Annotated in this window: 20 protein-coding genes and 1 pseudogene; 12 read left to right on the top strand and 9 right to left on the bottom strand. The window is 59.4% G+C overall.

The genetic code is table 11. The annotated features are described in order from the left end of the window. Window positions 1-4 precede the first annotated feature (4 nt). The 7 genes from JQC81_RS20180 (at window position 5) to JQC81_RS20150 (ending at window position 8,899) form a co-directional block, all read left to right on the top strand. The gene (locus JQC81_RS20180) at window positions 5-1,702 is read left to right on the top strand and encodes a thiamine pyrophosphate-binding protein (protein ID WP_203273575.1); all 1,698 of its coding nucleotides are present in this window, start codon (window positions 5-7) and stop codon (window positions 1,700-1,702) included. 24 nt (window positions 1,703-1,726) lie between these two features. Then, window positions 1,727-2,773 (top strand): histone deacetylase family protein, encoded by a 1,047-nt coding sequence (locus JQC81_RS20175; RefSeq protein ID WP_203273574.1) that lies wholly within the window; start codon window positions 1,727-1,729, stop codon window positions 2,771-2,773. Window positions 2,774-2,798: 25 nt separating this feature from the next. After that, window positions 2,799-4,235, top strand: coding sequence for an aldehyde dehydrogenase family protein (locus JQC81_RS20170; RefSeq protein WP_203273573.1), 1,437 nt, complete (start codon window positions 2,799-2,801; stop codon window positions 4,233-4,235). A gap of 154 nt (window positions 4,236-4,389) precedes the next feature. Continuing rightward, the gene (locus tag JQC81_RS20165) at window positions 4,390-5,058 is read left to right on the top strand and encodes a GntR family transcriptional regulator (RefSeq protein WP_203273572.1); all 669 of its coding nucleotides are present in this window, start codon (window positions 4,390-4,392) and stop codon (window positions 5,056-5,058) included. Window positions 5,059-5,108: 50 nt separating this feature from the next. Beyond that, window positions 5,109-6,353, top strand: a complete 1,245-nt coding sequence (locus tag JQC81_RS20160) for a Zn-dependent hydrolase (protein ID WP_203273571.1) — start codon at window positions 5,109-5,111, stop codon at window positions 6,351-6,353. Between the two features lie 136 nt (window positions 6,354-6,489). Next, window positions 6,490-7,572, top strand: coding sequence for a phosphotransferase (locus JQC81_RS20155; protein WP_210347227.1), 1,083 nt, complete (start codon window positions 6,490-6,492; stop codon window positions 7,570-7,572). Between the two features lies 1 nt (window position 7,573). After that, complete coding sequence (locus JQC81_RS20150) at window positions 7,574-8,899, top strand: aspartate aminotransferase family protein (protein ID WP_203273569.1); 1,326 nt, start codon at window positions 7,574-7,576, stop codon at window positions 8,897-8,899. 204 nt (window positions 8,900-9,103) lie between these two features. Here JQC81_RS20150 and JQC81_RS20145 read toward each other — a convergent pair whose 3' ends face one another. Further along, on the bottom strand, window positions 9,104-9,424 hold the full coding sequence (locus JQC81_RS20145) for a cupin domain-containing protein (protein WP_203273568.1): 321 nt from the start codon (window positions 9,422-9,424) through the stop codon (window positions 9,104-9,106). A gap of 48 nt (window positions 9,425-9,472) precedes the next feature. Further along, window positions 9,473-10,360 (bottom strand): DMT family transporter, encoded by an 888-nt coding sequence (locus tag JQC81_RS20140; RefSeq protein ID WP_203273567.1) that lies wholly within the window; start codon window positions 10,358-10,360, stop codon window positions 9,473-9,475. 924 nt (window positions 10,361-11,284) lie between these two features. Between JQC81_RS20140 and JQC81_RS20135 the strand changes: the two genes are divergently transcribed. Continuing rightward, entirely contained in the window at window positions 11,285-12,568 is a 1,284-nt protein-coding gene (locus JQC81_RS20135; RefSeq protein ID WP_203273566.1) for an ArgE/DapE family deacylase, read from the top strand. Window positions 12,569-13,616: 1,048 nt separating this feature from the next. On the opposite strand, the gene JQC81_RS20130 is transcribed toward JQC81_RS20135, so the two are convergent. From JQC81_RS20130 to JQC81_RS20105, 6 genes are all read right to left on the bottom strand, one after another. Next, entirely contained in the window at window positions 13,617-15,005 is a 1,389-nt protein-coding gene (locus JQC81_RS20130) for an aspartate aminotransferase family protein (protein ID WP_203273565.1), read from the bottom strand. A 287-nt stretch (window positions 15,006-15,292) separates the two neighbouring features. Continuing rightward, window positions 15,293-16,792 (bottom strand): tripartite tricarboxylate transporter permease, encoded by a 1,500-nt coding sequence (locus JQC81_RS20125; protein WP_203273564.1) that lies wholly within the window; start codon window positions 16,790-16,792, stop codon window positions 15,293-15,295. Continuing rightward, window positions 16,789-17,262 (bottom strand): tripartite tricarboxylate transporter TctB family protein, encoded by a 474-nt coding sequence (locus JQC81_RS20120; protein ID WP_203273563.1) that lies wholly within the window; start codon window positions 17,260-17,262, stop codon window positions 16,789-16,791. The genes JQC81_RS20125 and JQC81_RS20120 overlap by 4 nt, the downstream gene beginning before the upstream one ends. Continuing rightward, window positions 17,253-18,218 (bottom strand): tripartite tricarboxylate transporter substrate binding protein, encoded by a 966-nt coding sequence (locus tag JQC81_RS20115; protein WP_203273562.1) that lies wholly within the window; start codon window positions 18,216-18,218, stop codon window positions 17,253-17,255. Before JQC81_RS20115 ends, JQC81_RS20120 begins: the two co-directional genes overlap by 10 nt. A gap of 264 nt (window positions 18,219-18,482) precedes the next feature. Beyond that, window positions 18,483-19,952 carry an NAD(P)-binding domain-containing protein gene (locus JQC81_RS20110; protein ID WP_203273594.1) on the bottom strand — a complete coding sequence of 490 codons (1,470 nt, stop codon included), beginning with the start codon at window positions 19,950-19,952 and terminating at the stop codon, window positions 18,483-18,485. A gap of 2 nt (window positions 19,953-19,954) precedes the next feature. Next, a complete protein-coding gene (locus tag JQC81_RS20105) occupies window positions 19,955-20,989 on the bottom strand; it encodes a LysR family transcriptional regulator (RefSeq protein WP_203273561.1) in 1,035 nt (344 codons plus the stop codon). A gap of 190 nt (window positions 20,990-21,179) precedes the next feature. On the opposite strand from JQC81_RS20105, the gene JQC81_RS20100 reads away from it, so the two are divergent. The 4 genes from JQC81_RS20100 to JQC81_RS20085 all read left to right on the top strand — a co-directional run bounded on the left by JQC81_RS20100 (window position 21,180) and on the right by JQC81_RS20085 (window position 24,620). Further along, window positions 21,180-22,346 (top strand): PLP-dependent cysteine synthase family protein, encoded by a 1,167-nt coding sequence (locus tag JQC81_RS20100; protein WP_203273560.1) that lies wholly within the window; start codon window positions 21,180-21,182, stop codon window positions 22,344-22,346. A gap of 25 nt (window positions 22,347-22,371) precedes the next feature. Further along, window positions 22,372-22,872, top strand: a complete 501-nt coding sequence (locus JQC81_RS20095; protein WP_203273559.1) for a CMD domain protein — start codon at window positions 22,372-22,374, stop codon at window positions 22,870-22,872. Further along, window positions 22,869-23,447, top strand: a complete 579-nt coding sequence (locus tag JQC81_RS20090) for a peroxidase-related enzyme (RefSeq protein WP_203273558.1) — start codon at window positions 22,869-22,871, stop codon at window positions 23,445-23,447. Before JQC81_RS20095 ends, JQC81_RS20090 begins: the two co-directional genes overlap by 4 nt. Before the next feature lie 96 nt (window positions 23,448-23,543). Then, window positions 23,544-24,620 carry an NAD/NADP octopine/nopaline dehydrogenase family protein gene (locus tag JQC81_RS20085; RefSeq protein ID WP_203273557.1) on the top strand — a complete coding sequence of 359 codons (1,077 nt, stop codon included), beginning with the start codon at window positions 23,544-23,546 and terminating at the stop codon, window positions 24,618-24,620. Window positions 24,621-25,382: 762 nt separating this feature from the next. Here the strand turns inward: JQC81_RS20085 and JQC81_RS34630 are convergent. After that, window positions 25,383-25,500 (bottom strand): annotated as a pseudogene (locus JQC81_RS34630) (IS6 family transposase); the annotation flags it as partial.

The following is a 25,500-nucleotide window of genomic DNA, read 5'->3' as shown; positions in this document are numbered from 1 at the left end:
TTCGATGTCTGAATCGTCTATGCGGCCGGGGGGCGAGATTCTCGTCCGGCATCTCATGCTCAACGGGGTGCGCCGTGTCTTCATGGTAGCTGGCGAGAGTTTCCTACCCTGTATCGACTCGCTTTATGAGCATCGCGATGAGATTGCCACCGTGTCGTTCCGGCAGGAGGGTGGGGCCGCCTATGCGGCTGAAGCCCACGGCAAGTTGACAGGCGAAACAGGTGTCTGCTTCGTCACGCGCGGCCCGGGCGCGACGAACGCCAGCATCGGTGTGCACACAGCCTACCAGGACGGCACGCCGATGATCCTGTTCGTTGGGCAAATTGGATCTGACACCGTCGAGCGTGATTGCTTTCAGGAGATCGATTACCGGCAGATGTTCGGCCCGATGACGAAGTGGGTCGCGAGCATCGACCGCACCGACCGAATTCCCGAGTACATTGCCCGCGCGTTTCAGATCGCGCGCAGCGGGCGGCCCGGTCCTGTCGTGCTCGCGCTTCCAGAGGACACCCTGTGGGGCAAGGCGAGTGTCGCAGACGTCCCACCGGGCCCTCGTGCACATCCTCATCCAGCACCCGAGGCGATCGACCAACTCGCGCACCTGCTTGAGGAGGCTGAACGACCCTTCATGATTGTAGGCGGTTCTGGTTGGAACGATACCGCCTTGGCGCAGGTGCGCGGCTTTGCCGAGCGGTACGACCTGCCGGTCGCGGTCTCTTGGCGGCGATTGGAATGCTTCGACAACCGCCATCCGAATTTTGCCGGCCATGTGGGTTACGGGATGGACCGTGAGCTTGCACGACGCATGGAGGAGGCAGACCTTTTGCTTGCCGTGTGCACCCGCCTTGACGAGCCCACGACCGAAGGCTATGCCCACGTGACTAGTCCGCTGCCGCGTCAGCGGCTGGTGCACATCCATCCAGATGCTAACGAACTGGGCCGGGTCTACCGCTCCGAGCTCGCGATGGTTGCCGATCCGACCGGATTTGCCGCATCTGTCGCGACGCTTTCCCCGAGAGCGACGCCCCGCTGGAGCGGCGCTGCAAAGGCGGCGAACACCGATTATCAGGCGACGCTAATGCCTGGGCCAATGCCCGGTGAGACGAACCTTGCAGAGATTTCGGCCTCTCTGCGCGATCTACTTCCACACGATGCATGCATTACCGTTGGTGCCGGCAATTTCGCGCTCTTTCCGCATCGATTCCTGCAGTTCTCAGGCCCAGGCACGCAGGCCTCGCCGATCAACGGGTCAATGGGCTACGGGCTTCCCGCGGCAATTGCCGCGAAGCTCGCTTTTCCGGAACGGTCCGTCGTCTGCTACGCTGGTGACGGCTGCTTCCAGATGACCATGCAGGAACTGGGCACCGCAGCGCAGAACCGCCTCGGCATCGTGGTGCTGGTCTTCAACAACGGCATGTGGGGGACGATCCGTCAGCATCAGGAGCGGGAATATCCAGCCCGCGTCTTTGGCCTGTCGCTGACCAATCCGGACTTCGCGGCCCTGGTGCGAGCCTATGGTGGTCACGGGGAGACCGTTTCCCGCACGGCGGATTTCTCCGCCGCGTTCGAGCGTGCCACGGCTTTTGCTGAACGGGAGGCCATGCCGGCGCTGATTGAGGTTCAGTACGATCCGAACGGCATCACCCCCGACACGACCTTGGCCGCTGTTCGCGACGCCGCCCTGGCGCGACTGACCGCCTGAGTTTACGAAGAGGAGCCCGGCTCGATGCGAGCATTCTTTCACCCAGACCAGAGCCTCCACGATCCCCAGCAATTCATGAGGGTCGGGGTTATCAGCGACCCCAAGGACCTGCCGAGCCGGACGGAAGCTCTGTTGGGCGCTTTGGCGCAGCGTGGCGTCTTGCCAGAGCAGCCATCCGATTATGGCATTGAGCCGGCGCTGACTATCCATGCCAAGCCGTACCTAGAATTCCTTCAGACCGGCTATGAGCGTTGGCGGAGGATCCCAGAGGCAGGTCCGGAGGTTCTGCCGAACGTCTCCCCCTACTGGAACGGCAGCCCGGCGCAGGATCAGCGTCCGGCGTGCCGCTCGAGTTCGGTTGTGGCGCAGGCGGGCTACTACCTCGGCGATCTTGCTGTGCCGATCAGCGCGCATACCTGGACATCCGCCCTGCGCTCAAGCCATACCGCAACCGCGGCAGTGGACGCGGTGCTCGACGACGCCGGGATTGCCTACGCCCTCTGCCGTCCCTCAGGCCATCATGCCCGGGTCGATCGCGCGAGCGGCTTCTGCTACCTCAACAACGCGGCGATTGCCGCCCAGCGCCTGCGATCACGGTTCAGCCGGGTAGCGGTACTCGATGTCGACGCCCATCATGGCGACGGCACGCAGGAGATCTTCTATCGCCGCCCCGACGTGCTGACGGTCTCGACCCATGTCGATCCGGATGCCTATTATCCTTACTATATAGGCTACGCCGACGAACTCGGCCATGGCGAGGGGGAAGGCTACAATCTCAACCTTCCGGTTCCGCCTAAATCCGGCAACGAGGTCTACCATCGCGCCATCGACCAGGGGGTCGACAAGATCCTCACCTTTGGAGCGCAGGCTCTGGTCGTTGCGCTCGGCTACGATAGCCATCACGACGACCCAATTGGACTGCTCAATGTGTCGACGGAGGGATTCCGCGGCATCGGAGAGCGAATTCGGGCCGTCGGCCTCCCGACAGTCGTCGTGCAGGAAGGCGGGTATCAGATTTCCGTGATCGGCGACTGCCTGGAGCAGTTCCTCGCTGGCCTCACGGGCAACTAGATTTTACCTCCAGAGGGATAAAGCAATGAAGCAGGCTCTTCAGTTTTATGTGAATGGCGCGTGGGTGGATCCCATCGGCAGGGAAACGCTCGATGTTATCAACCCTGCCACCGAGGAGGCTTATGCCCGCATCGCGCTGGGCACTCAGGCCGATGTGGATCGGGCAGTGGCCGCGGCGAAACAAGCTTTCCCAGCCTTCTCCCGCACGAGCCGGAAGGAACGTGTCCAGCTTTTGGAGAGCGTGATTGCCGTCTACAAGAAACGTTATCAGGAGATGGCGGAGGCGATCTCGGATGAGATGGGCGCGCCGCTCGCTTTCTCACGTGACGCACAAGTGGCGGCTGGTCTCGGTCACCTGTCGCAAGTTCTCGAGGTGCTGAAGACCTACGAGTTTGATGAGGTGATCAACAATACGCTGGTCACCCGCGAGCCAGTCGGAGTATGCGGCTTCATCACACCGTGGAACTGGCCGATGAACCAGATCACCTGCAAGGTCGGCCCGGCGCTCGCCGCCGGCTGCACGATGGTACTGAAGCCGAGTGAGGTGGCACCGATGTCCGGTATCCTGTTTACGGAGATCATCCACGAGGCCGGCGTTCCAGCGGGCATCTACAACATGGTCAACGGCGATGGTCCGACCGTTGGCCAGGCGCTGTCCACCCATCCCGATATTGACATGGTCTCCTTCACCGGCTCGACCCGCGCCGGTATCGCTGTGGCGAAGGCGGCCGCCGACACGGTCAAGCGCGTCTCGCAGGAACTCGGCGGCAAATCGCCGAACATTATCCTTGCTGATGCCGACATACACAAGGCAGTCACCCACGGTGCGAGATCGTGCTTCAGCAACAGCGGCCAGTCGTGCAATGCGCCAACCCGCATGCTAGTCCCGGCGGACCGCCAAGAGGAAGTCATCGCGATCGCGAAGAAGATTGCCGAGCAGACCGTCGTCGGCGATCCGCGTTCCGCCACGACCACCATTGGCCCAGTGGTGAGCAAACTCCAGTACGACAAAATCCAGGGGCTGATCGAAGCAGGAATCGCGGAAGGCGCACGCCTTGTCGCCGGTGGGCCGGGTCGGCCCGAGCATCTCAATCGTGGCTATTATATCCGCCCGACCATCTTTGCCGACGTGCGCAACGACATGACCATCGCTCGCGAGGAGATCTTCGGCCCGGTCCTGTCAATCCTTCCCTATAAGAGCGAAGAGGAAGCGATCGCGGTCGCCAACGACACTGTCTACGGTCTGTCGAGTTATGTCACCGCCGGAACCATCGAGCACGCCCGCGACGTAGCGCGGCGCATCCGCGCGGGCATGGTGCATATCAACGGCGCCCCAGGTGACTTGGCAGCAGCGTTTGGCGGCTACAAGCAGTCAGGCAACGGCCGAGAGTGGGGCAAGTTCGGTCTCGAGGACTTCCTCGAGGTCAAGTCGATGTTCGGCTACCAGGCAGCCTCGCAGTAAATATGGCGCCGGAGGCGCCTCTCGGCGCCTCCGGTTTGCGTCGATGTGATTTGTCTAAACGAGGGCCTAGCATTGAACATTCCGCTTCCCCCGTTCAAGTCATTGAAGATCCGGATGGCGGTGATGCGTCAGTCCCTCGTCAAGAGGTACCCGAGTGGATTATGAATTCAAGACTATCGACCGCAACAACCTCGGCGAAGTCGTCTATCAGAACATCGCCGAGGCCCTTATCAAGGGGGCATTGCGGCCAGGTGCGCGCTTGAAGATCCGTGATCTTGCGCAAGAGATGGGTACCAGCGTTACGCCGGTGCGCGATGCCATACTGCGTCTCGTGCACGAGGGAGCGCTACTCCTGAAAAGCCCGCGCGATATCCGCGTTCCGGTTCTCCATCCGGACCGCTACCTTGAGATCCGCGCCATTCGACTGAAGCTCGAAGGTCTCGCCGCCGAGCGCGCGGCTGCAACGGCAGATGCCGCCGACATAAAGCGGCTTGAAATGCTAATCAGCAATAACGAAGAGGCTCTTTCCGTGCGCGACTTTGCCCGTGCTACGGAAATCAACCAAGTCTTCCACTTTGAACTCGCAAATATCGCGGCGATGCCGATCCTGCGTGGCATCCTACGCAACCTCTGGCTTCAGATGGGACCGGTGATCTCCGCTGCCTACATGGAAGGCGGCAGAACCATGATTGAGCATCACTATGATGTGCTCGATGCTATCCGCATACATGATGCTCAAGCAGCCAAACAGGCGATCCGCGACGACATCTTAAGCGGTGGCGACGTCATCCTGAGCAGCAATGTCTTATCCAACGAAGCCTGATGCTCACCAAGCATATTCATCTGCGATATGCTGCAGCCCCTGGGGTTATCATGAGTTTCTCTCTCTCCAACCATATCAATTTCGAGCGCTTCTGGCACACTATCGAGCGTTCGGCAGAGCTTGGCAGAGGACGGGAAGGCGGGTTGTCACGCCTTGCGTTGAGCGATGAGGACAAGGAGATGCGTGACGTCTTTGTCGCTTGGTGCCGCGAAGCCGGACTGACAGTCACTATCGATCAGGTTGGCAATATCTTCGGCCGACGCCAGGGGCAGGACAATTCCTTGCCGCCCGTGCTGATGGGAAGCCATCTTGACACCCAGGCGAACGGCGGACGCTTCGATGGAATCGTCGGCGTACTCGGTGCCTTGGAAGTGATCCGGTCCTTGAACGACGTCCGCCACGTGACCCGTAGGCCGATCGAGGTCGTCAATTGGACGAATGAGGAAGGCGCGCGCTTCTCACCGCCGATGACTGCTTCGGGATGCTTTGCCGGTACGTATCCGCTCGACTGGGTTCATGAGCGGTTGGGCGATGATGGAGCCACATTCGGAGCGGAGTTGAGCCGGATCGGCTACCTCGGAGAAGCCGCTGTCGGCGGCCGAGAACTTGATGGCTACTTTGAACTTCACATTGAGCAGGGTCCCGTTCTTGACGCAGCGAACGTGCAGGTCGGTATCGTCACGCATGCCTATAGCTCGCACGGCTTCCTGGTAGAGTTCAAAGGCGAGACCGCCCATACAGGCCCTTGCGCGATGGAGCGCCGCCGCAACGCGCTGATCGCCGCCGCCCGGCTGCTTGTCGCGGTAGACGATCTCGGTTGGGAGTATGCCGCCACCGGCGGAAAGGGTACCGGTGCGCGGCTTGCAGCCTGGCCCAACAAGGCGGGTATTCTGTCGGATTGGGCGCAAGCCGTATGCGATGTTCGCCACAACGATCCCGGTGCCGCAGCCGTGATGGCGGAGCGGGTCCAGCGCGCTGTGGGCGAGGCTGCTGCGCGTGCAGGCTGCACTGCGGAGATTCTTGATCGCTGGGACTGGGGCGGCATGATCTTCGACCCCGGGATGGTGGCCGAAGTTCGCCTCCAAGCCTCGACTCTCGATTATACCCAACGCGATCTACCGAGCCAAGCGGGTCATGACGCCTACTTCTTAGCGCGTGTCTGCCCGACAGCAATGATCTTTACTCCTTGCCGTAATGGCATCACCCATAACAACAACGAACTCGCGACGCGAGAAGATCTCGAGCCAGGCTTGAACGTGCTGCTCCACAGCATCGTCGCGCGGGCAGACCGCTGAGACGTTCCGGCTAGGAGGAGAAGCTTTCGTCCCGCCCTGCTCCAAACCCGAAAGTGTTGAGCAGACAATATGAAACAGGTGGGAAGCCTTGTGGCCGCATGATGTATGATGCATCATACGGCCACAACTTGCAGAATTGAAGGCTGAGGAGAAGAGTTTGCCCACGATCGCGCAACCTAATATTGGATCGCTCCTGGCAACGGCGGTGCCGACCTTTTCTGTCGAAGACGCACAAGCCGTCGCCCGCAGTGTCTTCGAGCTCGACGCTGTCGTGAGCGAACTCACTGGCGAACGCGACCGAAATTTTCATCTGCGCGTCAGCGAGGCCGAACATTACGTCCTCAAGGTCAGCAATCCTGCTGAGGATCCGCAGGTCATCGACTTTCAGACGAAGGCCCTACTCCACATCGCCTCAGTCGACGCATCTTTACCCGTGCCCCGTGTCCTCCGAGCACGGGACGGCGAAACCGAATGGGTGCTCAACCGTCTGGGAGAAGAGCCGCGCATCGTGCGTGTGCTTACGTTCCTTCAGGGAGATCCGCTTCACCGAATGACACCAAGCGTCACACTACGCCGCAGTATCGGCGGCTATCTGGCGCGCCTCGATCTCGCTCTAAGTAGCTTCTCGCATCCCGCCGCCAACCATGAGCTAATGTGGGATCTCAAGCATGCAAGCAGCATTCGCGATCTGCTCATTCATATTCCAGACGCTGCACAGCGGGGACTAGCCGAGCGCTTCCTCGACAACTTTGAGATGCATGTTCTTCCGAGTATGCCACGGCTGCGGGCTCAGGTGATTCACAACGACATGAATCCCAACAACGTCCTTGTCTCCGGCGACGATCCTGATCGAATCGCCGGCATCATCGATTTCGGCGACATGGTCCACGCCCCGCTGGTGAATGATGTTGCAGTGGCTGCAGCCTACCAGCCGACCTCGCTCGACCACCCGCTCGCTGGTGCTGCCGATCTCATCGCGGCCTACAATGCGGTTCTTCCTCTGGAACCGGGCGAAACCGACATCCTGTTCGATCTGATCGCCACGCGCATGGTGCTGACCGTCGGCATCTCGGGATGGCGCGCCACTCTCTATCCTGACAATAGAGATTACATCCTCCGCAACAGCTCACGGGCTTGGGACGGTCTTCAGCGCTTCGCTCTTCTCTCTCGCACCGAAGCACAGGTCTATTTTCATCGCGCGTGCCGAGGGGAGAACTAAAATGACGATGATTAATGCCTACGACCCCGCCGACGCGACGAGTGTAGCAAGACCTGAACGTGACATGATCATGCGCCGTCAGAGCCTGCTCGGTCCAGCTTATCGGCTTTTCTATGCCAATCCGGTCCACGTGGTGCGCGGCGAAGGCGTGTGGCTCTACGACCCGGACGGGAAGGCTTATCTTGATGTCTATAACAATGTCGCCTGTGTTGGACATTGCCACCCGCACGTAGTGGCTGCGCTCGCAAAGCAAGCATCACTTCTGAACACGCATACGCGCTACCTGCACGAGACCGTCCTCGACTATGCAGAACGACTGCTTGACTACTTCCCGGCGGAGATCGGACACGTGATGTTCACCTGCACCGGCAGCGAGGCGAACGACCTCGCCCTACGCGTCGCCAAGGCGCATACGGGGGGTACTGGCTTCATCATCACGGATTTCGCCTATCATGGGGTTACTGAGGCGATCGCCGGAATGTCACCCTCGCTCGGCCCCGCGATGATGCTCGGCGAGCATGTGCGCAAGGTGCCCGCACCCGACGCCTACCGGGGCGGCGGACGGGATGTTGGTAGGGATCTTGCTGACAACGTCCGCAAGGCGATCGACGACATGCGCGAAAAAGGGATCAAGCCAGCCGGCCTCCTGGTTGATACGATCTTCTCGAGTGATGGCGTCTTCACCGATCCCCAGGGCTTCCTTTCCGGTGCCGTCGACGCAATCCATGAAGCAGGCGGCCTGTTCATTGCGGACGAGGTGCAACCTGGCTTCGGCCGCACCGGCGAAAGGATGTGGGGCTTCCAGCGTCATGGCATTCTGCCGGATCTCGTGACGCTGGGGAAACCGATGGGCAACGGCCACCCGATAGCGGGCATGGCGGCTCGCCCAGAGATCCTCGCGGAGTTTGGGCGGCGCCTGCGCTACTTCAACACCTTCGGCGGTAATCCCGTCTCGGCGGCAGCCGGCATGGCGGTGCTCGACATCATCGAGGGAGAGAAATTGCGGGACAACGCCCGAATTGTCGGCGCGCACCTTCGTACCGGTCTAGAGAACCTCGCACAGCGCTATGAGATTATTGGGGACATCCGCTCCGCAGGATTGTTCGTCGGCGTGGAGCTTGTCCGCTGCCGCGCGTCGAAGGACCCCGCCCGCGATGAGACCGCCCGTGTTGTCAATGGACTTCGAGAGCGACGCGTCCTCATCAGTGCGGCGGGCCCTTCCGCGAATATCCTCAAGATCAGGCCGCCGCTGGTCTTCTCGAAAGACAACGCCGACCTATTTCTCACGGCTCTCGACGAGACACTGGCGGAGGTCGGCGTCTCTTAGAACACTGTCCGCCGATGTGAATCCAGTTGGCCGTTTACGAGGCGGCGCAGGCGCGTCTCAAAGGAGGACCACCACGCATGGGAGACGCGACGATCTAGCTCTCCCTCAGGAGGATGGGAAGGGCGTGCCTAGCTTGCCCTTCGCTCATGACATTCATGTCCTGCCGCATCGTGATTTTGCACGCGATGCATTGGATCTCACGTGTCAGGCAGCTGTGACCAGCGCACCCGGCTGCTTGATCTCGATTTCCACAAACGCAATCGGGTGATCCGAGCCGTTCATGACGTCGTGCTCAATACCCGGCTGGCGCATGTAGGACTGCCCGGCAGCGAGCGGAATGTCCTTTGCAGCTGTCCCGTCGTGGATCCGCAGAATGCCGTCCGTCAGCATGATGACAAAGTACGCCCATTCATGCCGATGCCAGCCCGTCACCGCACCAGGGGTGAAGTCCCAGCGCGTGATGCGGATGGTCGGGTCGTCCTGCTGTATGGTGGGAACCGCCGGAACGTTACATTTAAAAGCCATCTCTTCCTCTCATGTTACGGGCCCGATGCAGGTGGCCCTGGTCGAAACTCAGACGCGCCGCAGGGGCGCGAGAACCGCAGATGCGGCACCAATCACCAGCATGAGGCCGGCAAGATCAGTTAGGGTTGGCGCTTCCCCCAGCAGGAACACGGCCCCGGCTACGCCGACAGCCGGAACCATTAACGTGCCAAGGCTCGCAGTGCTGGCAGGCAAGTGCGACAGGGCCGCGAACCAGAGCACGTAGGCGAGCGCCTGCGCAAACAGTACATGGTAGAGAAACGCCGTGATAGTAACAGGCTTCAATGCCTGCGGTAGCGCAGCCGTCTCGAAAGCGAGCATTCCGACTGCCGCGCAGGCGGCGCCAATGAGTAATTGCCATGCGGCAATCGCGAGTGCCGGCGCTTCGACGGGGAAGCGCTTACTGACTATAGTTCCAAGCGCCCAGCAGATCCCCGCCATAAGCGCATAGAACAGCCCAATCGAAACCTCACCTGTCCGGGTGAGCGGCCAACCCAGCGCGCCCAACCCGGCAACACCAAGCGCGACCCCGAACCGCCGTCGGCCATCAAGTGGTTCCCTGAGCAGGATCCTCGCGAATAGTACAGTCCAAATCGGCATGGTGAAGGTGATGATCGCCGCCCGTGATGTTGGCGCAGAAAGTTGCGCGAACGCGAGAAGGATATTGAAGGCCGCGATCGACAAGAATCCTGCTGCGGCTAGACGCACCCATTGTGACTTCTTCACCGCAAGGGATTGTCCGCGCAGGGCGGTGATCACGATCAGACAGGCCGAGCCAAGCGCCATCCCGCTCGCGCGCAGCATCCATGGCTCGATCTCAGCGAGCGCAATCCTCACTGCCGGCCAGTTAAGTCCCCAGAGCAGAGCGAGCAATGGCACAGCCGCCGGGTAGTAACGATCATCCTTTGCCCGTCCCATCGTGTCGCTCCGATCGAAGGGCGCGGAGGCAGGCACCAATGCGGTCCACAGCGCTTCAGAACATCAAGATAGCGAGGCGTTTCATCCGTGACAACGTCTGCCGTCAGGCTTGTGATGCTCAATGCTGCGACGAAGCTGACCCTGCAATCAAGAACCGCACGCCAAGTTTCGGCAGACCCACGCAGCAGTCATTCTCAGCCAACTGCCGTCGCCGCCCCGAGATCATGCCTCGGCCTTGTGCAACTTGGCTGCGGACACTTGCCTGAATGGCATGCGCCGCGGCAACTCGCCGGAAAGGTCCGGCTGCCGCTCTCTGTCCGAAACAAAGACCAGCGCGGTGCGAGAACTGACGCCGCAATTCAGGAGCGCGCGCGCCCCGGCCGGGACTAAGCAGCATCGATCGGCAGCATCGGGGCTTAAACGTGATTGACGCTCAGCCCTCGTGTGACGCGCACAGGAAGTCCGCGGTAGCTCTCTGTGAGGCTACTTGCGTAAGAACGAGTGACGCTACCCCGTGCAGAAGCCGGCCGAGCTGAATGGGCGATGCCACTTCAAACACGCTCGCATCGAGCATGTAGTGCAGCATGGCCTCATTAAATTAGACGAGTCCTGACGCTGCGAGTGTGTGAGGCAGGCGCCAGGCCGTTCTACTATCGAGCTCTGCACTCTGCGCAGGCTCGGTCATCGTCAGCCTTGGCCATGCGGATGTAAGAGCCCTCAAGAGAGCCACAGCGCGCGACCGCACGGACCAGCAGTACGCCCGCTTTAGCCCGGACACGGTTCTGCTCTGGGCTGGGCAACCAGTTGGTCAAGCTAATGCCATACGATAATACAATGGATTAAACGTTGACATAAAATAGACCGCTTGCAGATACTCGGCTTGGCGTCAATTCGAAGTTCACACTGTCCTCAGAGACCCGACCCATGCCTCTCAACCCACAGCTGCGCGACGACATCATTGCCTCTGTCGAGCAAGGTTTCGACGAGCAGATCGCCTTTACCCAGAGCCTAATACGCTTCCCGTCAACCCGCGGCGCGGAGCATACGTTGCAGGATTTTGTTTTCAGGGCGCTCGGTGATCGTGGCTACGCCCTGGATCGCTTTGAAATGGACCGCCAGACGATCGAGAGGCATCCGGGCGGCTCTCCTTGGTCAAACGAGCATTCAACCGCGCCAATCGTCGTTGGTATTCATCGGCCACGCGAGGAGAAAGGCCGATCGCTGATCCTGCAGGCCCATGTCGACGTGGTCCCGGCCGGTCCCACCGAAATGTGGTCACATGCCCCCTTTGATCCGGTGATCGAGGGTGACTGGCTCTACGGCCGGGGTGGCGCCGACATGAAGGTGGGACACGCGGCCAACATCTTCGCAGTGGACGCTCTGCGCCGGATCGGATTGCAACCAGCGGCTACTGTTTACATCCAATCGGTCGTGGAGGAGGAGTCCACGGGCAACGGCGCGCTGATGACCCATCTTCGCGGCTACAAAGCCGATGCCGTACTTATTCCGGAGCCGGAGGACGAGAAACTCGTGCGCGCCAATGTCGGCGTTCTCTGGTTTCAGGTCGAGGTCCTTGGCCATCCGGTGCACGTGCGCGAAATGGGGGCAGGCGCCAATGCGATTGATGCAGCTTATCGGGTGATCGGTGAGTTGCGCCGCCTCGAAGCCGACTGGAACGAACGCAAGAAGGGGCGTCCAAACTTCGAGAACGATGCACACCCTATCAACCTGAATGTCGGTAAGATCGAAGGGGGAGACTGGGCGTCATCGGTACCATGCTGGTGCCGCCTGGACTGCCGGATCGCGATTTATCCCGGTATCCCGGCGGAGGAAGCCGCCCGTGAAATCAGGGAGCGGATCGCAGCTTTCGCACGGTCCGATGCTTACTTCGCCAATAGCCCGCCGCGGGTCACCTTCAACGGCTTTCACGCCGAGGGCTACGAACTGGCCCCCGGATCGGATGCGGAAGCCGTTCTCGCCGCAGCACACCAGAGCGCGACAGGCTCCCCCCTAGAGAGCTTCATGACGGCCGGCTATCTCGACGCCCGTGTCTATGCGCTCTACGACGGGATCCCAGCTTTGTGCTATGGTCCGATATCCGAGAACATTCACGGGTTTGACGAGCGTGCCAATATTTCGTCCATCAAGCGTATCACCACGGCGATAGCCCTGTTCATTGCGGAATGGTGTGGCGTTGAGACGGCATAGCCTTACCCTCTTCACCGCCCCGCGGGCCGGTTTGTGCGAGACGTGAGGCACCGCGGCGGTCATTACTCGTCGCCCTCTGTGCCTTCGACGCCGTCGGGTGCTCTCGCAGCGGCGTAGCTGGCGACGAGTTGGCCGTGAGCCATACGGCATCTCATGGAATGCAAACAGTCTCGAGTGGGCCTCCTTCGGTTTAGATACTGCTGGCGAATGCATTCTGGGCCAATTGGGAGCGTCTTGTGTTTGGTGAAAGCGGATTAGCGCGTTCGTGCGAGCGGCGTACCGGAAAACTGGGCCCCGAGCAAATGAGGGTCATGGCTGCCGCCGTCAGCACATGCTGAAGATGCGTCTTGGCGAGGCAAATGAGCGGGAGCGCTGCAGATGTAGGCTCCGGACACGCCGGCTGAGACTTTTCCCTCGATGCCGGCGCGCCGCTAGTATTCCGGTGCGAAGGCAGGCTGTGCCTCGCGCTCTCGAGCTGCCTCAGGGGTTTCGTTTTCCTCCTGAGGGCGTACTGTGAGAAGGCGCGGGCGTGGTCTTCACATGCGTGATCATGTGGAATCCACCCCCATAGCAGACCTCGGCCAGATGCACCTTATAGCCAATCCACGCCGTCGCTCGATTCTTGGTATAGTGCACTTCCGGATCATAGGGCGAAGCAGCCGTCAGCAATGACCGCGGAAGCTCCTTGTTGTCGGGTCCGCCATCGCACCGGACGAGCGGCCTAAGCGGGTGGCCAACCTCAGGACCCGCCTATACGCCTGAGCTCAATCCCGGCGTCAGGCGGGCCATGGCGAACAAGCTGCCTAATTCAACCGCTGACTTGTATCGTCTAGCCCCCGCGAGTTCAACCACCTGCAGTGTCGACCCGAGATAATCGTCAGCCTCCTGCTCCATGTACCTCTTTCGGCTCCTGGACTGTCGTGAGGATCATTTGTTCGGAAAATCTCCAATCTCTATGATCAAACAGGGCTCGATAAATAGAGAGGAAGTATATTCCCCCTCTATTGGACCCAAACTGGCAGCACGTGGCGAATGACTCACCTCGTCATTATAGGGCTGCCACATCGGTCTCCCGCAACAGTGTCGCTGTCTCATCGAGAGTGACCTTAAAGCGCTCCACCATATCGCGAACCTGATCTTCCGAGATGATCAGAGGCGGACAGAACGCAATGGTGTCACCAATAGCGCGGATAATCAATCCGTGCTCATGAGCACGGGAGAATACCTGTGCCCCGACTTTGCCCACAGGGTTAAACTTCGCTTTGGTGGCCTTGTCCGCGACCAGTTCCACGCCCGCGATCAATCCAGCACCGCGAACTTCGCCGACAAGAGGATGGTCTGTTAAGGCGCGAAGTTCGGTCTGCATCACCTCGCCTACGCGCCGCGCGTTCTCAACGAGATTCCTCTCTTCGATGATGTCGAGGTTCTCGAGTGCGACTGCCGCAGGAACTGGATGACCGGAAGCCGTGAAGCCATGGCCGAACGTGCCGATCCTCCCCGAATTGTCGGCAATGCCCTCATATAGCTCATGACTAATCATCACCGCCGCAAGAGGCTGGTAGGATGAGGTAATCTGCTTCGAGAGCACCATGACATCAGGGTCGATCCCGTAATAGTCACACCCGAACATCGTCCCAAGACGGCCGAAGCCGTTGATCACTTCGTCCGCAACGATCAGTACATCATACCGCCTGCAAACTGCCTGGATCTTCTCCCAGTAGGTGGCTGGCGGTGGCAGAACACCGCCCGCCCCCATCAGCGGTTCACCGATGAAGGCCGCAACTGTGTCGGGTCCCTCCTCCATGATTGTCGCTTCAAGCTCTGCCGCGAGACGGTCGGCAAACGCCTCCTCAGTCTCACCCGGTTCCGCATACCTATAATAGTGCGGGCAGGTGAGGTGTCGGACCGGCACAAACGGAAGGTCAAAATCACGCTGGTTAGCCGGTAGCCCCGTCAGGCTGCCCGACGCGATCGTGATCCCATGGTAAGCATTGACACGAGAGATGAATTTCTTCTTCGTCCTCAACCCTCGTGCATTGTTGTAGTACCACACCATCTTAATGACACTGTCATTCGCCTCAGAACCGGAGTTCGTAAAGAAGGCACGTCTGAGACGGGCAGGCGTCATTTTGACCAGTCGCTCCGCCAAGTCGACTGACGGCTCGTTCGTTTTGTGTGAGAAAGTGTGGTAGTAGGGCAATTTGGCCATCTGGCGGCTAGCCGCCTCGACAAGGCGCTTCTCCCCAAAACCGACTGCCACGCTCCATAGGCCGGCCAGCGCCTCGATGTAGCGATTCCCCAGATCGTCGTAGACGTAAATTCCCTCGCCCCGGTCAATCACGATCGGCCCGACCTCCTCGTGCTTTCGGGCGTTGGTGACAGGATGGAGCACGTACTCCACGTCGCGTGCATATGTCGAGTTCGGGTGTCTGCGCATAGCTCTTGCTGTCCTTCCGTGTGTTGGCTTACCGATTTCCAAAGAACCGTAAATTGATCCTGCTATCAGTCCTGTGCGAACAGGCAGGAGATGACTGCGTGTCACCACGCACGAGAGGTTCGTGATAGCGACTGAGCCAAGACAGTTCCATATTGCTCACGGCGCCGCCTGAAGTGCAATCCGCTCCTGACACCACCGGAGCGCGGCGGCGTTTCCGCCAAGGTAGAGCGTGCCGATGATGAGGAGTAGGGCGGCTGCAACACGCTCCTCTGCGGGCCTTCTTTCCATCAAGCAGTTGCGGCCTTGCGGCTGTCCTGCCAAGCGCGCCAGAGAGGTGCAACTAAGACAAACAGCGTCAATGCAATCAGGATCATCGATATTGGTGACGATGCAATCGCAACAGCGTTCCCTCCTGAGATCGTTAGCGCGAGGCGGAGCTGGCTCTCTGCAAGCGGCCCAAGGATGACGCCGAGCACGATCGGGGCGCTCGGATAGTCGAGCTTCTCCAGGACATAGGCAACAAGGCCGATGCCGAGCAGCATATAGAGGTCGAACATGGAGTTGTTGACGGCGTACACACCCACCGCAACGAACAGCATGATGATCGGCGCCAGCATGATCCTTGGCAGGCGCAAGGCTTGCCCGAAGATCCGTGTGGCCGCCAGTCCCCCAACAAGGGCCAGCAGGAACGCCGAGAGAAGCATCTGCAGCATGAAACCGTAGATCACATCAGGATGATCGCGGAACAGTTGAGGTCCCGGCCGCAGGCCGTGAACCAGCAGTCCGCCCAGGATGACCGCCGCAACGCCGGACCCCGGAATGCCCAACGTCAGCGCCGGGATCAATGAGGCGGCATTGTCGGCACCATTTCCGGCCTCCGATGCGGCGACGCCTTCAGGGTTGCCCTTGCCGAAGCTCTCAGGGTTTTTCGAGATCCGCTTCGCATCATTATAGGCCAGGAAGCAGGACATGCTTCCGCCGGCTCCGGGCAGAATGCCGATCACGATCCCGATTACTGAACTGCGAAGCCAGATGGGCATGAATTCGCGCCACTTCGACAGCACCGAACCCTGCCGCCGCAGCTTGAGCAGATCTCCGGACATACCAACCTTCAAGGCCTCCTCAATCATCTGCATCACAGGGGGAATGGCGAATAAGCCAGTCAGCAGGACCACGATGTCGAGACCATCCGCGAGAGGAAGAAGGTCGAAGGTAAAGCGCTCCACACCCGTGGAAATATCTTGCCCGATCGTACCAATGGCCAATCCGATTAAGGCAGCAATCAAGCCTTTGATCAGATCCTCTCCCAGCAGCGAGGAGACCGTGGCCAATCCCAGAACGGCGACCCAGAAAAACTCTGCCGGGCCGAAGAGAAGGCTGAGTTTAACCAGGGGCGGGGCGAACAGGATGAGCGATATGGCGGACAGCACACTGCCGATAACGCCCGAGACAACGGCAACCTGCAGGGCATAGGCCGCCTGCCCCCGCTTCGTCATCTCGTAGCCATCGAGGATGGTCGCGACGGATGCGGGCGTTCCGGGCACTCTCATCAGAATTGCTGGAATCGCCCCACCATAGCTTCCTCCATTGTACATGCCTGCCATCATGCCGAGGGCAAACAAAGGGTCGAGGCCAAACGTCAATGGAATAAGGATCGCGATCCCTGTTGTCACAGTCAGGCCAGGCAATGCACCAACAACCAAACCGGCGACGGTTCCGAGCAGCACCGCAAACAGGTTTGCTGGAGCGAGGACATGCGGGAGAGCACTGACAAGAGCGTCGATCATGGCAGAGCCTCGAGAAGGAAGTTTAGAATATCAGGGGGAAGTGGACGCTCCAAAATGACCCGGAAGATGAGAAGGATCACTGCCAGGGTGCCGAGCACGACCGGGACGAGGAGACGCCACTCTCGATATCCCAGCACGAATGGGAGACTGATTGCGAAGGCCACGCTCGGCAGAAGATAGCCGAAGAGGTCGATCATCACGAAATAGACCAGGAGGAAGCCAAACCCGACGATGAACCGGATCGGATGTTCGAAGAATGGTTGCACTCCGCTCTCTCTCGGCCTTATCACCTCGCGAACGATGACCAGCAGAGCCCCGATCCCGAGCAGCACTGCAAGGGTGCGCGGGTATCCAGCACTGTCTGGCGGAAACTTCCCTGCTTCGATGAAGATGGCCGATGCGGCGGCGATTAGCGCCGCCGCAAAGGTGATCTCGGCCTGACGCCGAGTCAGAGCGGATTTTACCGCCATGGCGTCACTTTCCATGTAGCCTCGAGGTCGGTGGTCATCTTGTCCAGGAGCGCCTTGTACTCATTGGCCTTCAGAAAATTGAGCGGGATCTCGGCCTTTCTGGCGGCTTCCAGGTACTCCGGATCGTTGAGAGCCTTGTCGACAGCGTCCTCCAGTTTGGCCACGATATCAGCGGGGACGCCCTTGGGCGCGGCGATGCCGCGTGTCGCACCGGCAACCAGGTCGACGCCCTGTTCACGGAAGGTCGGCGCGTCTTTCATGTAGGACGAGCGCTCGGCATCCATGATGCCGAGGATGCGGATTTCACCCTCACGCACCAGCTGAAGCGCCTCGCTCAGGTTCATCGTTGCACTCGGAATATGATTGCCGAGGATCGCCTGCCGCACAGGCGCTGTGCCCCCAAAAAAAGCTGGATTGAACTTGACGTCGGCAAGTCGGTTCAGATTCAGAATGGCAATGTGTTCCGACGAACCGGCAGCTCCCGATGTGCCGATCACGACCGAATTCGGGGCCTTCTTTGCAGCGTCGATCAACTCCTTCAGGGTTTTGTAGGGGCTGTTCTTGTTGACGACCAGAATCCCAGGATCGTAGACGAGGTTCGCAATGGGTTGAAAGTCGTCCATCTTGAACTTCGCCTTGTTCTCGACGACGAGCGCATTAATGGCTGGCGCGTTGATAAAGCCGATCGTATAGCCGTCAGGCTGTGCGGTCGCGAGAGCGGTCCAGCCGATCTCACCGCCGGCTCCCGGCTTGTTGATGACCGCGATACGGGCGTTTGAACCAAGATGCTTTTCCATGAACCGCGCAATCGAGCGCGCGGCGACATCCGTTCCGCCGCCTGGAGCGAACGCAACAATCATCTCGATCGGCTTTGCCGGGTATTCAGCGCTCGATGCCGATGAGATGGCACCCAGGGCGATCGCCAGGCAGGCTCCTAGTTGAACAAGCTTTCTCATGTATCCCTCTCCATTTTGTATGACTTCCCCATCATTCACGACGGGGTGATGCGCTAGCACCGCGAGCGGCAGCTAGGTTACTAGTCGACGATTGTTGTTGTTCTTGGCCCGTAGGCAGCGTGCGAAAGTCCTGGTCTCAACCTTGTCTTAGATGGGACTGAGAGCTCCATATTCTGCCCCCTGTAAGGCTTGTGTCCCATCGTGACCCTCTTCGCGTCCACTTCTGAGCGATGGGCTCATTCCGGGATGAACCGTGGGGCACGTCTATGCGGCTTTGCCCGAACCGCCAGCCGCATGATCGGCATCAACCCACTCGTCACCAAGAATTTCAGCGGTCGAGAAGGCTTGGAGATTGGCGAAATGAACCTCCTTGTCCTCCACGAACAGCGTGCGGACGATCCCCCGCGCGAGTCGATCAGCCCCTTCGCTGACCGCTGGGATATCGCCGCTCAACTTACCGTGGCTCAGGGTAGCCGGGAAATTGAAACAGTGAATGTGTTTCAGCACGGGACATTCGCCAGGTTGCTTCTCAAGAAATTCGAACGCTTCACCGAGATCCGGGGAGGTCTCCAACTCCGCATTGCGCAATCCATCAGGCGGGCTGAATCGATCCCCCCAGAAGCGGATATGCGGGATAAATTCCTTAAGCTCCGGCCGCAGCGAGAGATCGACCCGGAAACCGGTCGCGAAGATCATGAAGTCGAGATGATATTCGGTTTTGGGCGTTGTCGCGACGAGGCAATCGCCCTCTTCTCTGAGGTTCGTGACCGGACTGCCAAGGTGGAAGAAGGCATTCTCGTGCCGCGACACACGCAGTGTGCTGTCACGTGGCGGCGGCGTCTGCGCCGACAAAGTGTAGTCGAGAAACTTCCATTTCCACTCGTCGGGAAGGCCCGCGAACCCGTGCACCACTCCCTGGCTGCCGATGCCCGTGAATTTGTTGATACGTGGAATGTCGGTGCGGCGGATGAAGAGATCCAGGCGTGCCACCCCCTGCTCCAACGCTGTCGCCGCATTATCCATCGCCGACGCGCCCGCGCCGACCACACCGACGCGTTTGCCACGAAGGGCCTTGAAGTCAATATCATCCGCTGAGTGGGCCCAGAAACGTCGATCGATCGGGCGCACGAATTCCGGCACATAGGAGCCACCAAGCCCATCGCGTCCAGTCGCTAGAACCAAATGGCGGGTCAGCACCGTCTCCCGCGAACCTTTGTGATCGATCTCGACATCCAGCAAACCATCGGCCCGTGCGTGAACACCGGTGACCGTCGTGTCATTCTGAACCGGCAGGTCCAGCACCTTTCGATACCAGACAAGATAGTCCATCCATTGATGCTTGGGGATCTTATCAAGCTCGTCCCAAGCCTGGGCTCCGAAGCGAGCCTCAAAATATGCCCTGAAGGTGAGCGCAGGAAGGCCCATCGCCGGCCCCGTCAGCTGCTTGGGCGAGCGGAGCGTCTGCATGCGGGCAAAGGTGACCCAAGGCCCCTCCTGGCCTTCGGGGGCACGATCATACACGACGATGTTATCAACCCCGAAGCGCTTCAACATGGCGGAGGCCACGAGCCCGCACATGCCCGCACCGACGATGACCACGTCCCGAACGTCCCTGCCGTCGACGCATCGGCGCGGCACCCAGGACTTGGCGGGGAATTCCAGCCATGACAGATCCTGCCTGAGCCGGGCCTCCAGTGCCTTGAGGCCCGGGCCTCCAGAACGATGCTGGTTCATCATCAAAGATTGTCCTCTCGTGCACGGATGGGTGTGGCATCGGTTGCCTGGTCCAGTTCTCCCGAGAGGGTGGCGGAACCGTAGATTGCCTGAGCGAGACCGTCGCGGCCCGAAGGGTCGTGGTGGCGGCAGCCAGGCAGGGTTTCCATCGCGACCTGCTCGAGTGCGCTGATGAGCGCCTGCACGGTGGGCGACACCGGCTTTGCAAAGGGCGTAAACGCTCCGAACAAAAACGGAATGTGGACGTCGAGTGGACGAACGGCCAAGCCCTGGATCGGAATGCCGTAGGCAATCGCGGGCTCGACCAATGCGATGCCAAGCCCCGCACGAGCCGCACCAAGAGCGGTAAAGGATGCATTCGTATCGATGATCCGCTCCGGCCTCACCCCAGCCTGAGCTAAAGCCTCGTCGATCCGGCGCCGGAGGCGATACGGATTGGCCATTGTCACGAGCGGCCGTGAGGCAAGAGCCTTCATGTCGATTACGCTGGAGCGGGCCAAGGGATCGTCTTCGGGAAGGACCGCCACGCAGGGCGCTTCGGCGATCCAGTGTACCTCGATACCAGGATGCTCGATAGGTAAGCTGGCAACGCCGAGATCCGCTGTCCGGGCCAACACCGCTTGCACGACATGCTCAGCTGCGGAGGATCGCAGATGAAGCTGATGGGGGACGAGCCCCTGGTCGACGCGGGTGAGAGCCTGGGGAACAATCCCGGCTGCGAGAGCCGGAATGGCGGCAATCTCGATCGTCTGAACCTGACGCTTCGCAATTGCTTGGGCGCGATCAGCGATATGCTTGATGCCGACGAGAAGCCGCTCGACCTCATCATGGAACAGGAGACCCTGTTCGGTGGGTGTGATCCGTGGCCCGTTGCGATACAAAAGCTCAAACCCAAGATTGGCTTCAAGATCCTGGATCAATCGCGTGACGGCCGGCTGCGACCGTCCGAGCAGACGGGCTGCGCCGGTGATGCTGCCTGCCGACATAACAGCTGCAAAAGCATCTAACTGCTTCAGATCAAGGCTTTCGATATCCATATTTTGTATCGTACCCTGGGAACCATGCTAAGCAAGCATAAAAATATGCAGAACTATGATTATTTTACCATCATAATATCTGGTATGCATTATGAATGTTATGAATGATGTTCACCTGTTGATACGTTCTGATTATAGTGCATAGTCCCTTCTCCACCTCGCGAACTGCCCCAATCGGACTTCTCAGCTCATGGAATCCCTGCTTCAGAACACCCACTCAACGCTTAAGCTTGATGGCCACGAGGCAGCCTGCAATAGCAGCGCTAATGGCTCATGGGTGGAGATGGCTATTGCCCGCATCGAGGCCGATCAAAAACGATCGGCCGACACACATCTTCACAAGGTCGAGGTTCCTGCTCTCAATGGGATCAATCTATACCTCAAGGACGAGTCCACCCACCCGACCGGGAGCTTGAAACACCGTCTGGCACGCTCTCTGTTCCTGTACGCCCTCTGCAATGGACAGATCCGGTCGGACACACCGATCGTTGAGGCTTCGTCGGGATCGACGGCCGTTTCCGAAGCCTATTTCGCCCGCATGATCGGGCTGCCGTTCTACGCCGTCATGCCGCGAAGCACGTCCAGTGAGAAGATTGCCGCTATCAAGCATTATGGCGGGCAGTGTCACTTTGTTGAGGATGGCCGTTTCCTTTACGAGGAAGCAAACGCCTTGGCCGGGCGTCTGGGCGGCCACTACCTCGACCAGTTCACTTATGCCGAACGAGCAACGGATTGGCGAGGCAACAACAACATTGCGGAATCGATCTTCGAGCAGATGCAACTCGAAGAGCATCAGGTTCCGTCGTGGATTGTTATGAGTGCGGGGACCGGAGGAACAACGGCCACGATTGGCCGGTATATCCGCTACAAGCGCTTCCAGACCAAGCTTCTTGTCGCTGATGTTGAGCATTCGGCTTTCTTCGACGGCTACAAGGAACGCCGCGGTTGCACCACTTCTGATCATCCAAGCCGCATCGAAGGCGTTGGTCGCCCCCGCGTTGAACCTTCATTCGTGCCCGGTGTCGTGGATCGGATGCTCAAGGTGCCCGATGCAGCCTCGATTGCCGCTATGCGGGTGCTCTCGCGCCTTCTCGGCCGGCGCGTCGGTGGATCGACAGGAACCAACTTCTTTGGTTTCTGCTGGGTGGCCGCACGAATGAGAGCCGCAGGTGAGACCGGCTCGCTTGTGACTTTGATCTGTGACTCGGGAGAACGTTACCGCGCCACGTATTACTCGGAAGACTGGCTTCGAGAGGCCGGAATTGATCCGGTTCCTTATGAAGCGGTAATCGACCGTTTCCTGGCTGGCGGCACTTTCGACTGCCACGTCGAAGTCGCGTCACTCGTTAGCCCTTAAAGGTGCGTCCGTAGAAAGGACCAAGATGAGCAACGTCAATATCATCGAAGAGCTGGCAGGTGTGCGGCTTGGTTCGCCCCTCGCCCAAACCCTTCTCGCTCGTGTGGATATCATGAAGCTGAGCCAGGCTAGCTATGACGCCATCATTCGTCCCCGAGAGCCTGGCGGCTTGAGCCACGCGGAACGGTCTGCCCTCGCAGCTCGCATGGCACGCCAGAACGCCGACGAGACCTTGGCCGAGCACTACATGGGCAAGCTGCAGGAGGCCTGTGCCGACCCAAAGCTGAACGAGCCTATATTGCCGGGAGAAGTCGCCAACTACGGCAAGCGGCTTAACGCCATCGTCCGACATATGGATCTGCTCACCCGCGAGCCGAAGGAAGCGACGCGTGCGGACATCACCGCCTTGAAAGACGCAGGCATCAGCGAACCGGACATCGTGCGCCTGTCGGAACTGGCTGCTTTTGTGAATTACCAGGTCCGCGTGATCGCTGGTCTTAAAATGCTAAAGGGTATGCTCGGATGAAAACGGTTCATGAGTTCACGACTGAGCTTCCGCGCTGGTCGCCCTACATTACTCCCGTAAAACTCTCGGAGGCGACGCCCGAGCAGCTTGACGCCATGAAGGTGACACCCTCGAACAAGAGCGTGTCGGATTACGTTCTTGTGTTAGCCCATGATCCGGAATCCCTCGCTCAACGGTCGCCTCTCTTCAACGCTATCATGTACGGCAATGACGGCCTCTCGCGTGCGGAGCGCGAGCTTGGTGCTGTCGGTGCCTCTGTCGTCAATCGTTGCGTTTACTGTGCTGCAGTCCATGCGAGCCGCTACAATCAGCTGACAAAACAGACTGATGTTGTCGAGCGTATCTTCCAGAATGGAGCGAATGCGAAATTAGAAAAGCACGAACAAGCAATCTTTGACTTTGCCGTCAAGCTTTCGCAAACACCGCCGGCTATCACTGCGGACGATATAGTAAATCTACGTGCCATTGGACTTTCGGAGCTGGAGATCGTTGATCTTGTGCTCTCCACCGCCATCTTCGGCTGGGCGAATCGCCTGATGCACACACTGGGGGAGCCCGTGAAGGCAGCGAGCTAAGTGCCAAAAAGCTGAGGCGCATCCCACCGCGACACCTGCCGGCAATTTAGCCTGACCGGTGTAAGGCTAGACGTCACAGAACGCAGGGTTTTCGTGATGAAAATTGGAATTGTTGGATGCGGCGGCATTGCGCTTGGCTACGCCGCCTTTCTCGTAAAGAATGGCCATCAGGCCGTCGTTTGGTCCCCATCCGGCGAAAGTGCCCGCTCTCTCATCGGGCAGGAAATTACGGCGTCTGGCGCCCTTGAAGGCAGCTTTCGTATTCAGGTGGTTGGTTCGGTTCGAGAATTGGTCTCCGAGGCCGAGGTTGTGATCATTGCCGTACCTGGATATGGACACCGGGCGGTCATTGAAGCTGTTGTACCGTTCGCTCGCGAGGGTCAGTCCTTTATCGTCAGTGCACAATTGTCTCTGAGCGGCGTCTATCTGAAACATAGCCTTACGGCTCGAGGCATCGAGTCTAACGTCATGGCTTGGGCTACAACGGTACTGATGAGCCGCCGAACTGGACCGACAAGTATTGCTATCGGTGGTATTCGCCAGATGCTTGAGGTTGCAGCACTCCCCGGAGCAGCTGGGGCAAAATGCCTTGATCTATGCCGCACATTGTTCGGGGATCGCTTCCGGATCGTCCCAGACATCCTTGCGATCGCTCTCGGCAACCTCAATCCGCCAATCCATATGGCGAGCGCCCTTTGCAACTTCACACGGATTGAGAAAGGCGAATATTGGGCAAACTACGATGGCATCACACCATCCGTCGCGCGACTTGTTGAGGCGCTTGATAAAGAACGACTGAGCTTAGCCAAAGCATACGGGGTGACGGTTCGCACGGTTCAGGAGCATTACCGACTGACCTTTGGCTTTGAGGAGGGCCACTCGATTGCGGAAATGGCGGCAATGGTCCATAAGCAGCGCCAAGGTCCACCAGGTCCGACAACCTTGGATACGAGATTTGTTACCGAAGACGTTCCTTTCGGCATTGTACCACTCGTTGAGCTGGCGGCTAGGCGAGACGTTCCATTGCCGCTCCACCAAGCAGGAACTCAACTCTTTTGTGCATTGTATGGGCGCGATTTCTCGAAGGAGAACGATCTTCTTAAGGTCTTGCCATGGAAATCGATTGTAGCGAGCTCGGAATCAGACTCAGCTGAGCTGACGCTGCCTGAATAATCGGTCCATACAAGGCATTGATTCACCCAGATGAAACTGGGTCCACGACGTTGACGCGGCGCTGTTGCAGTAACTTGGACGGGCCACAATGAACCCGCCCGAGGGGTCGCGTCAGGCGGAAAGCCCGAATTGCTTCTTGATCAGACGGATTTCTCCTGTCGCTCCAGGTTTTCGCTGGACTGAGTGGCCGCGGCGGATCATGCGCATAACCTACAGGAACTCCGTGCGTCGATGTAGGCAGACACGGTGCCGCTGGGTGTGCGCCTGATCTCTAAGGCGTCCCGTAGCCGATTGTTGCATCTGATCTTGCATCTTGCTCACCCATTTCCCATTTCAGCATAGCCTTAGGGTCCGGGCCCCTCTGGCGAGCGGGTCGCCGCTCGTGATGTCGGACTTCTTCTTTTGCTCCTGCGCCCACGAGCGCGACCGCAATTGGAGGATCCCACCATGTATTTCGCTGCTTTCCGGACCACCACGACTTCACCCCCTTCAGGCCGGCTCCTCCCCACTGTGATCAGACTGATGGTCCTGGCTGCGGCAGGGGTCGCCGTGCTGGCTATGATGCTCATAGGGTTCTTCGTCGTGCTCCCTCTGGTGCTGGCTGGCGGCGTCGCATCGTACCTCTATCTTCGACGCCGCTTGCGTCAGGCACAGCATCGCTCCCGGGACAGCATGATCGGCGCTGAGTACACGGTGCCTGATCGGCGTTGTCAAATTAACTGAGAGCGGGCGCACTGAGGGAAACTCGATCACCGAGTGGACTTAAGCGGCAGTGCTGACTGCGGACTTCCACTCCGCCATGGCATTGAGGCGGTGAAGATGGGTAGCAAGGGCAGAGCGGCGGGAGTGGGGTGGGACGAAGAGGTTGCGAACTGCTGAG

The organism is Microvirga arabica (assembly GCF_016811235.1).
Taxonomy (GTDB): Bacteria; Pseudomonadota; Alphaproteobacteria; order Rhizobiales; family Beijerinckiaceae; genus Microvirga; species Microvirga arabica.
This window is presented reverse-complemented; position numbering and strand designations above follow the sequence as displayed.

What these genes read in the sequence shown, in the direction of transcription:
- JQC81_RS20180 (WP_203273575.1), top strand. Translation starts at nt 5, where the DNA reads ATGTCTGAATCGTCTATGCGGCCGGGGGGCGAGATTCTCGTCCGGCAT.
- JQC81_RS20140 (WP_203273567.1), bottom strand. Translation starts at nt 10,360, where the DNA reads ATGGGACGGGCAAAGGATGATCGTTACTACCCGGCGGCTGTGCCATTG.
- JQC81_RS20085 (WP_203273557.1), top strand. Translation starts at nt 23,544, where the DNA reads ATGAAAATTGGAATTGTTGGATGCGGCGGCATTGCGCTTGGCTACGCC.
- JQC81_RS20145 (WP_203273568.1), bottom strand. Translation starts at nt 9,424, where the DNA reads ATGGCTTTTAAATGTAACGTTCCGGCGGTTCCCACCATACAGCAGGAC.
- JQC81_RS20130 (WP_203273565.1), bottom strand. Translation starts at nt 15,005, where the DNA reads ATGCGCAGACACCCGAACTCGACATATGCACGCGACGTGGAGTACGTG.
- JQC81_RS20175 (WP_203273574.1), top strand. Translation starts at nt 1,727, where the DNA reads ATGCGAGCATTCTTTCACCCAGACCAGAGCCTCCACGATCCCCAGCAA.
- JQC81_RS20125 (WP_203273564.1), bottom strand. Translation starts at nt 16,792, where the DNA reads ATGATCGACGCTCTTGTCAGTGCTCTCCCGCATGTCCTCGCTCCAGCA.
- JQC81_RS20110 (WP_203273594.1), bottom strand. Translation starts at nt 19,952, where the DNA reads ATGAACCAGCATCGTTCTGGAGGCCCGGGCCTCAAGGCACTGGAGGCC.
- JQC81_RS20120 (WP_203273563.1), bottom strand. Translation starts at nt 17,262, where the DNA reads ATGGCGGTAAAATCCGCTCTGACTCGGCGTCAGGCCGAGATCACCTTT.
- JQC81_RS20095 (WP_203273559.1), top strand. Translation starts at nt 22,372, where the DNA reads ATGAGCAACGTCAATATCATCGAAGAGCTGGCAGGTGTGCGGCTTGGT.
- JQC81_RS20170 (WP_203273573.1), top strand. Translation starts at nt 2,799, where the DNA reads ATGAAGCAGGCTCTTCAGTTTTATGTGAATGGCGCGTGGGTGGATCCC.
- JQC81_RS20150 (WP_203273569.1), top strand. Translation starts at nt 7,574, where the DNA reads ATGACGATGATTAATGCCTACGACCCCGCCGACGCGACGAGTGTAGCA.
- JQC81_RS20100 (WP_203273560.1), top strand. Translation starts at nt 21,180, where the DNA reads ATGGAATCCCTGCTTCAGAACACCCACTCAACGCTTAAGCTTGATGGC.
- JQC81_RS20135 (WP_203273566.1), top strand. Translation starts at nt 11,285, where the DNA reads ATGCCTCTCAACCCACAGCTGCGCGACGACATCATTGCCTCTGTCGAG.
- JQC81_RS20105 (WP_203273561.1), bottom strand. Translation starts at nt 20,989, where the DNA reads ATGGATATCGAAAGCCTTGATCTGAAGCAGTTAGATGCTTTTGCAGCT.
- JQC81_RS20160 (WP_203273571.1), top strand. Translation starts at nt 5,109, where the DNA reads ATGAGTTTCTCTCTCTCCAACCATATCAATTTCGAGCGCTTCTGGCAC.
- JQC81_RS20090 (WP_203273558.1), top strand. Translation starts at nt 22,869, where the DNA reads ATGAAAACGGTTCATGAGTTCACGACTGAGCTTCCGCGCTGGTCGCCC.
- JQC81_RS20115 (WP_203273562.1), bottom strand. Translation starts at nt 18,218, where the DNA reads ATGAGAAAGCTTGTTCAACTAGGAGCCTGCCTGGCGATCGCCCTGGGT.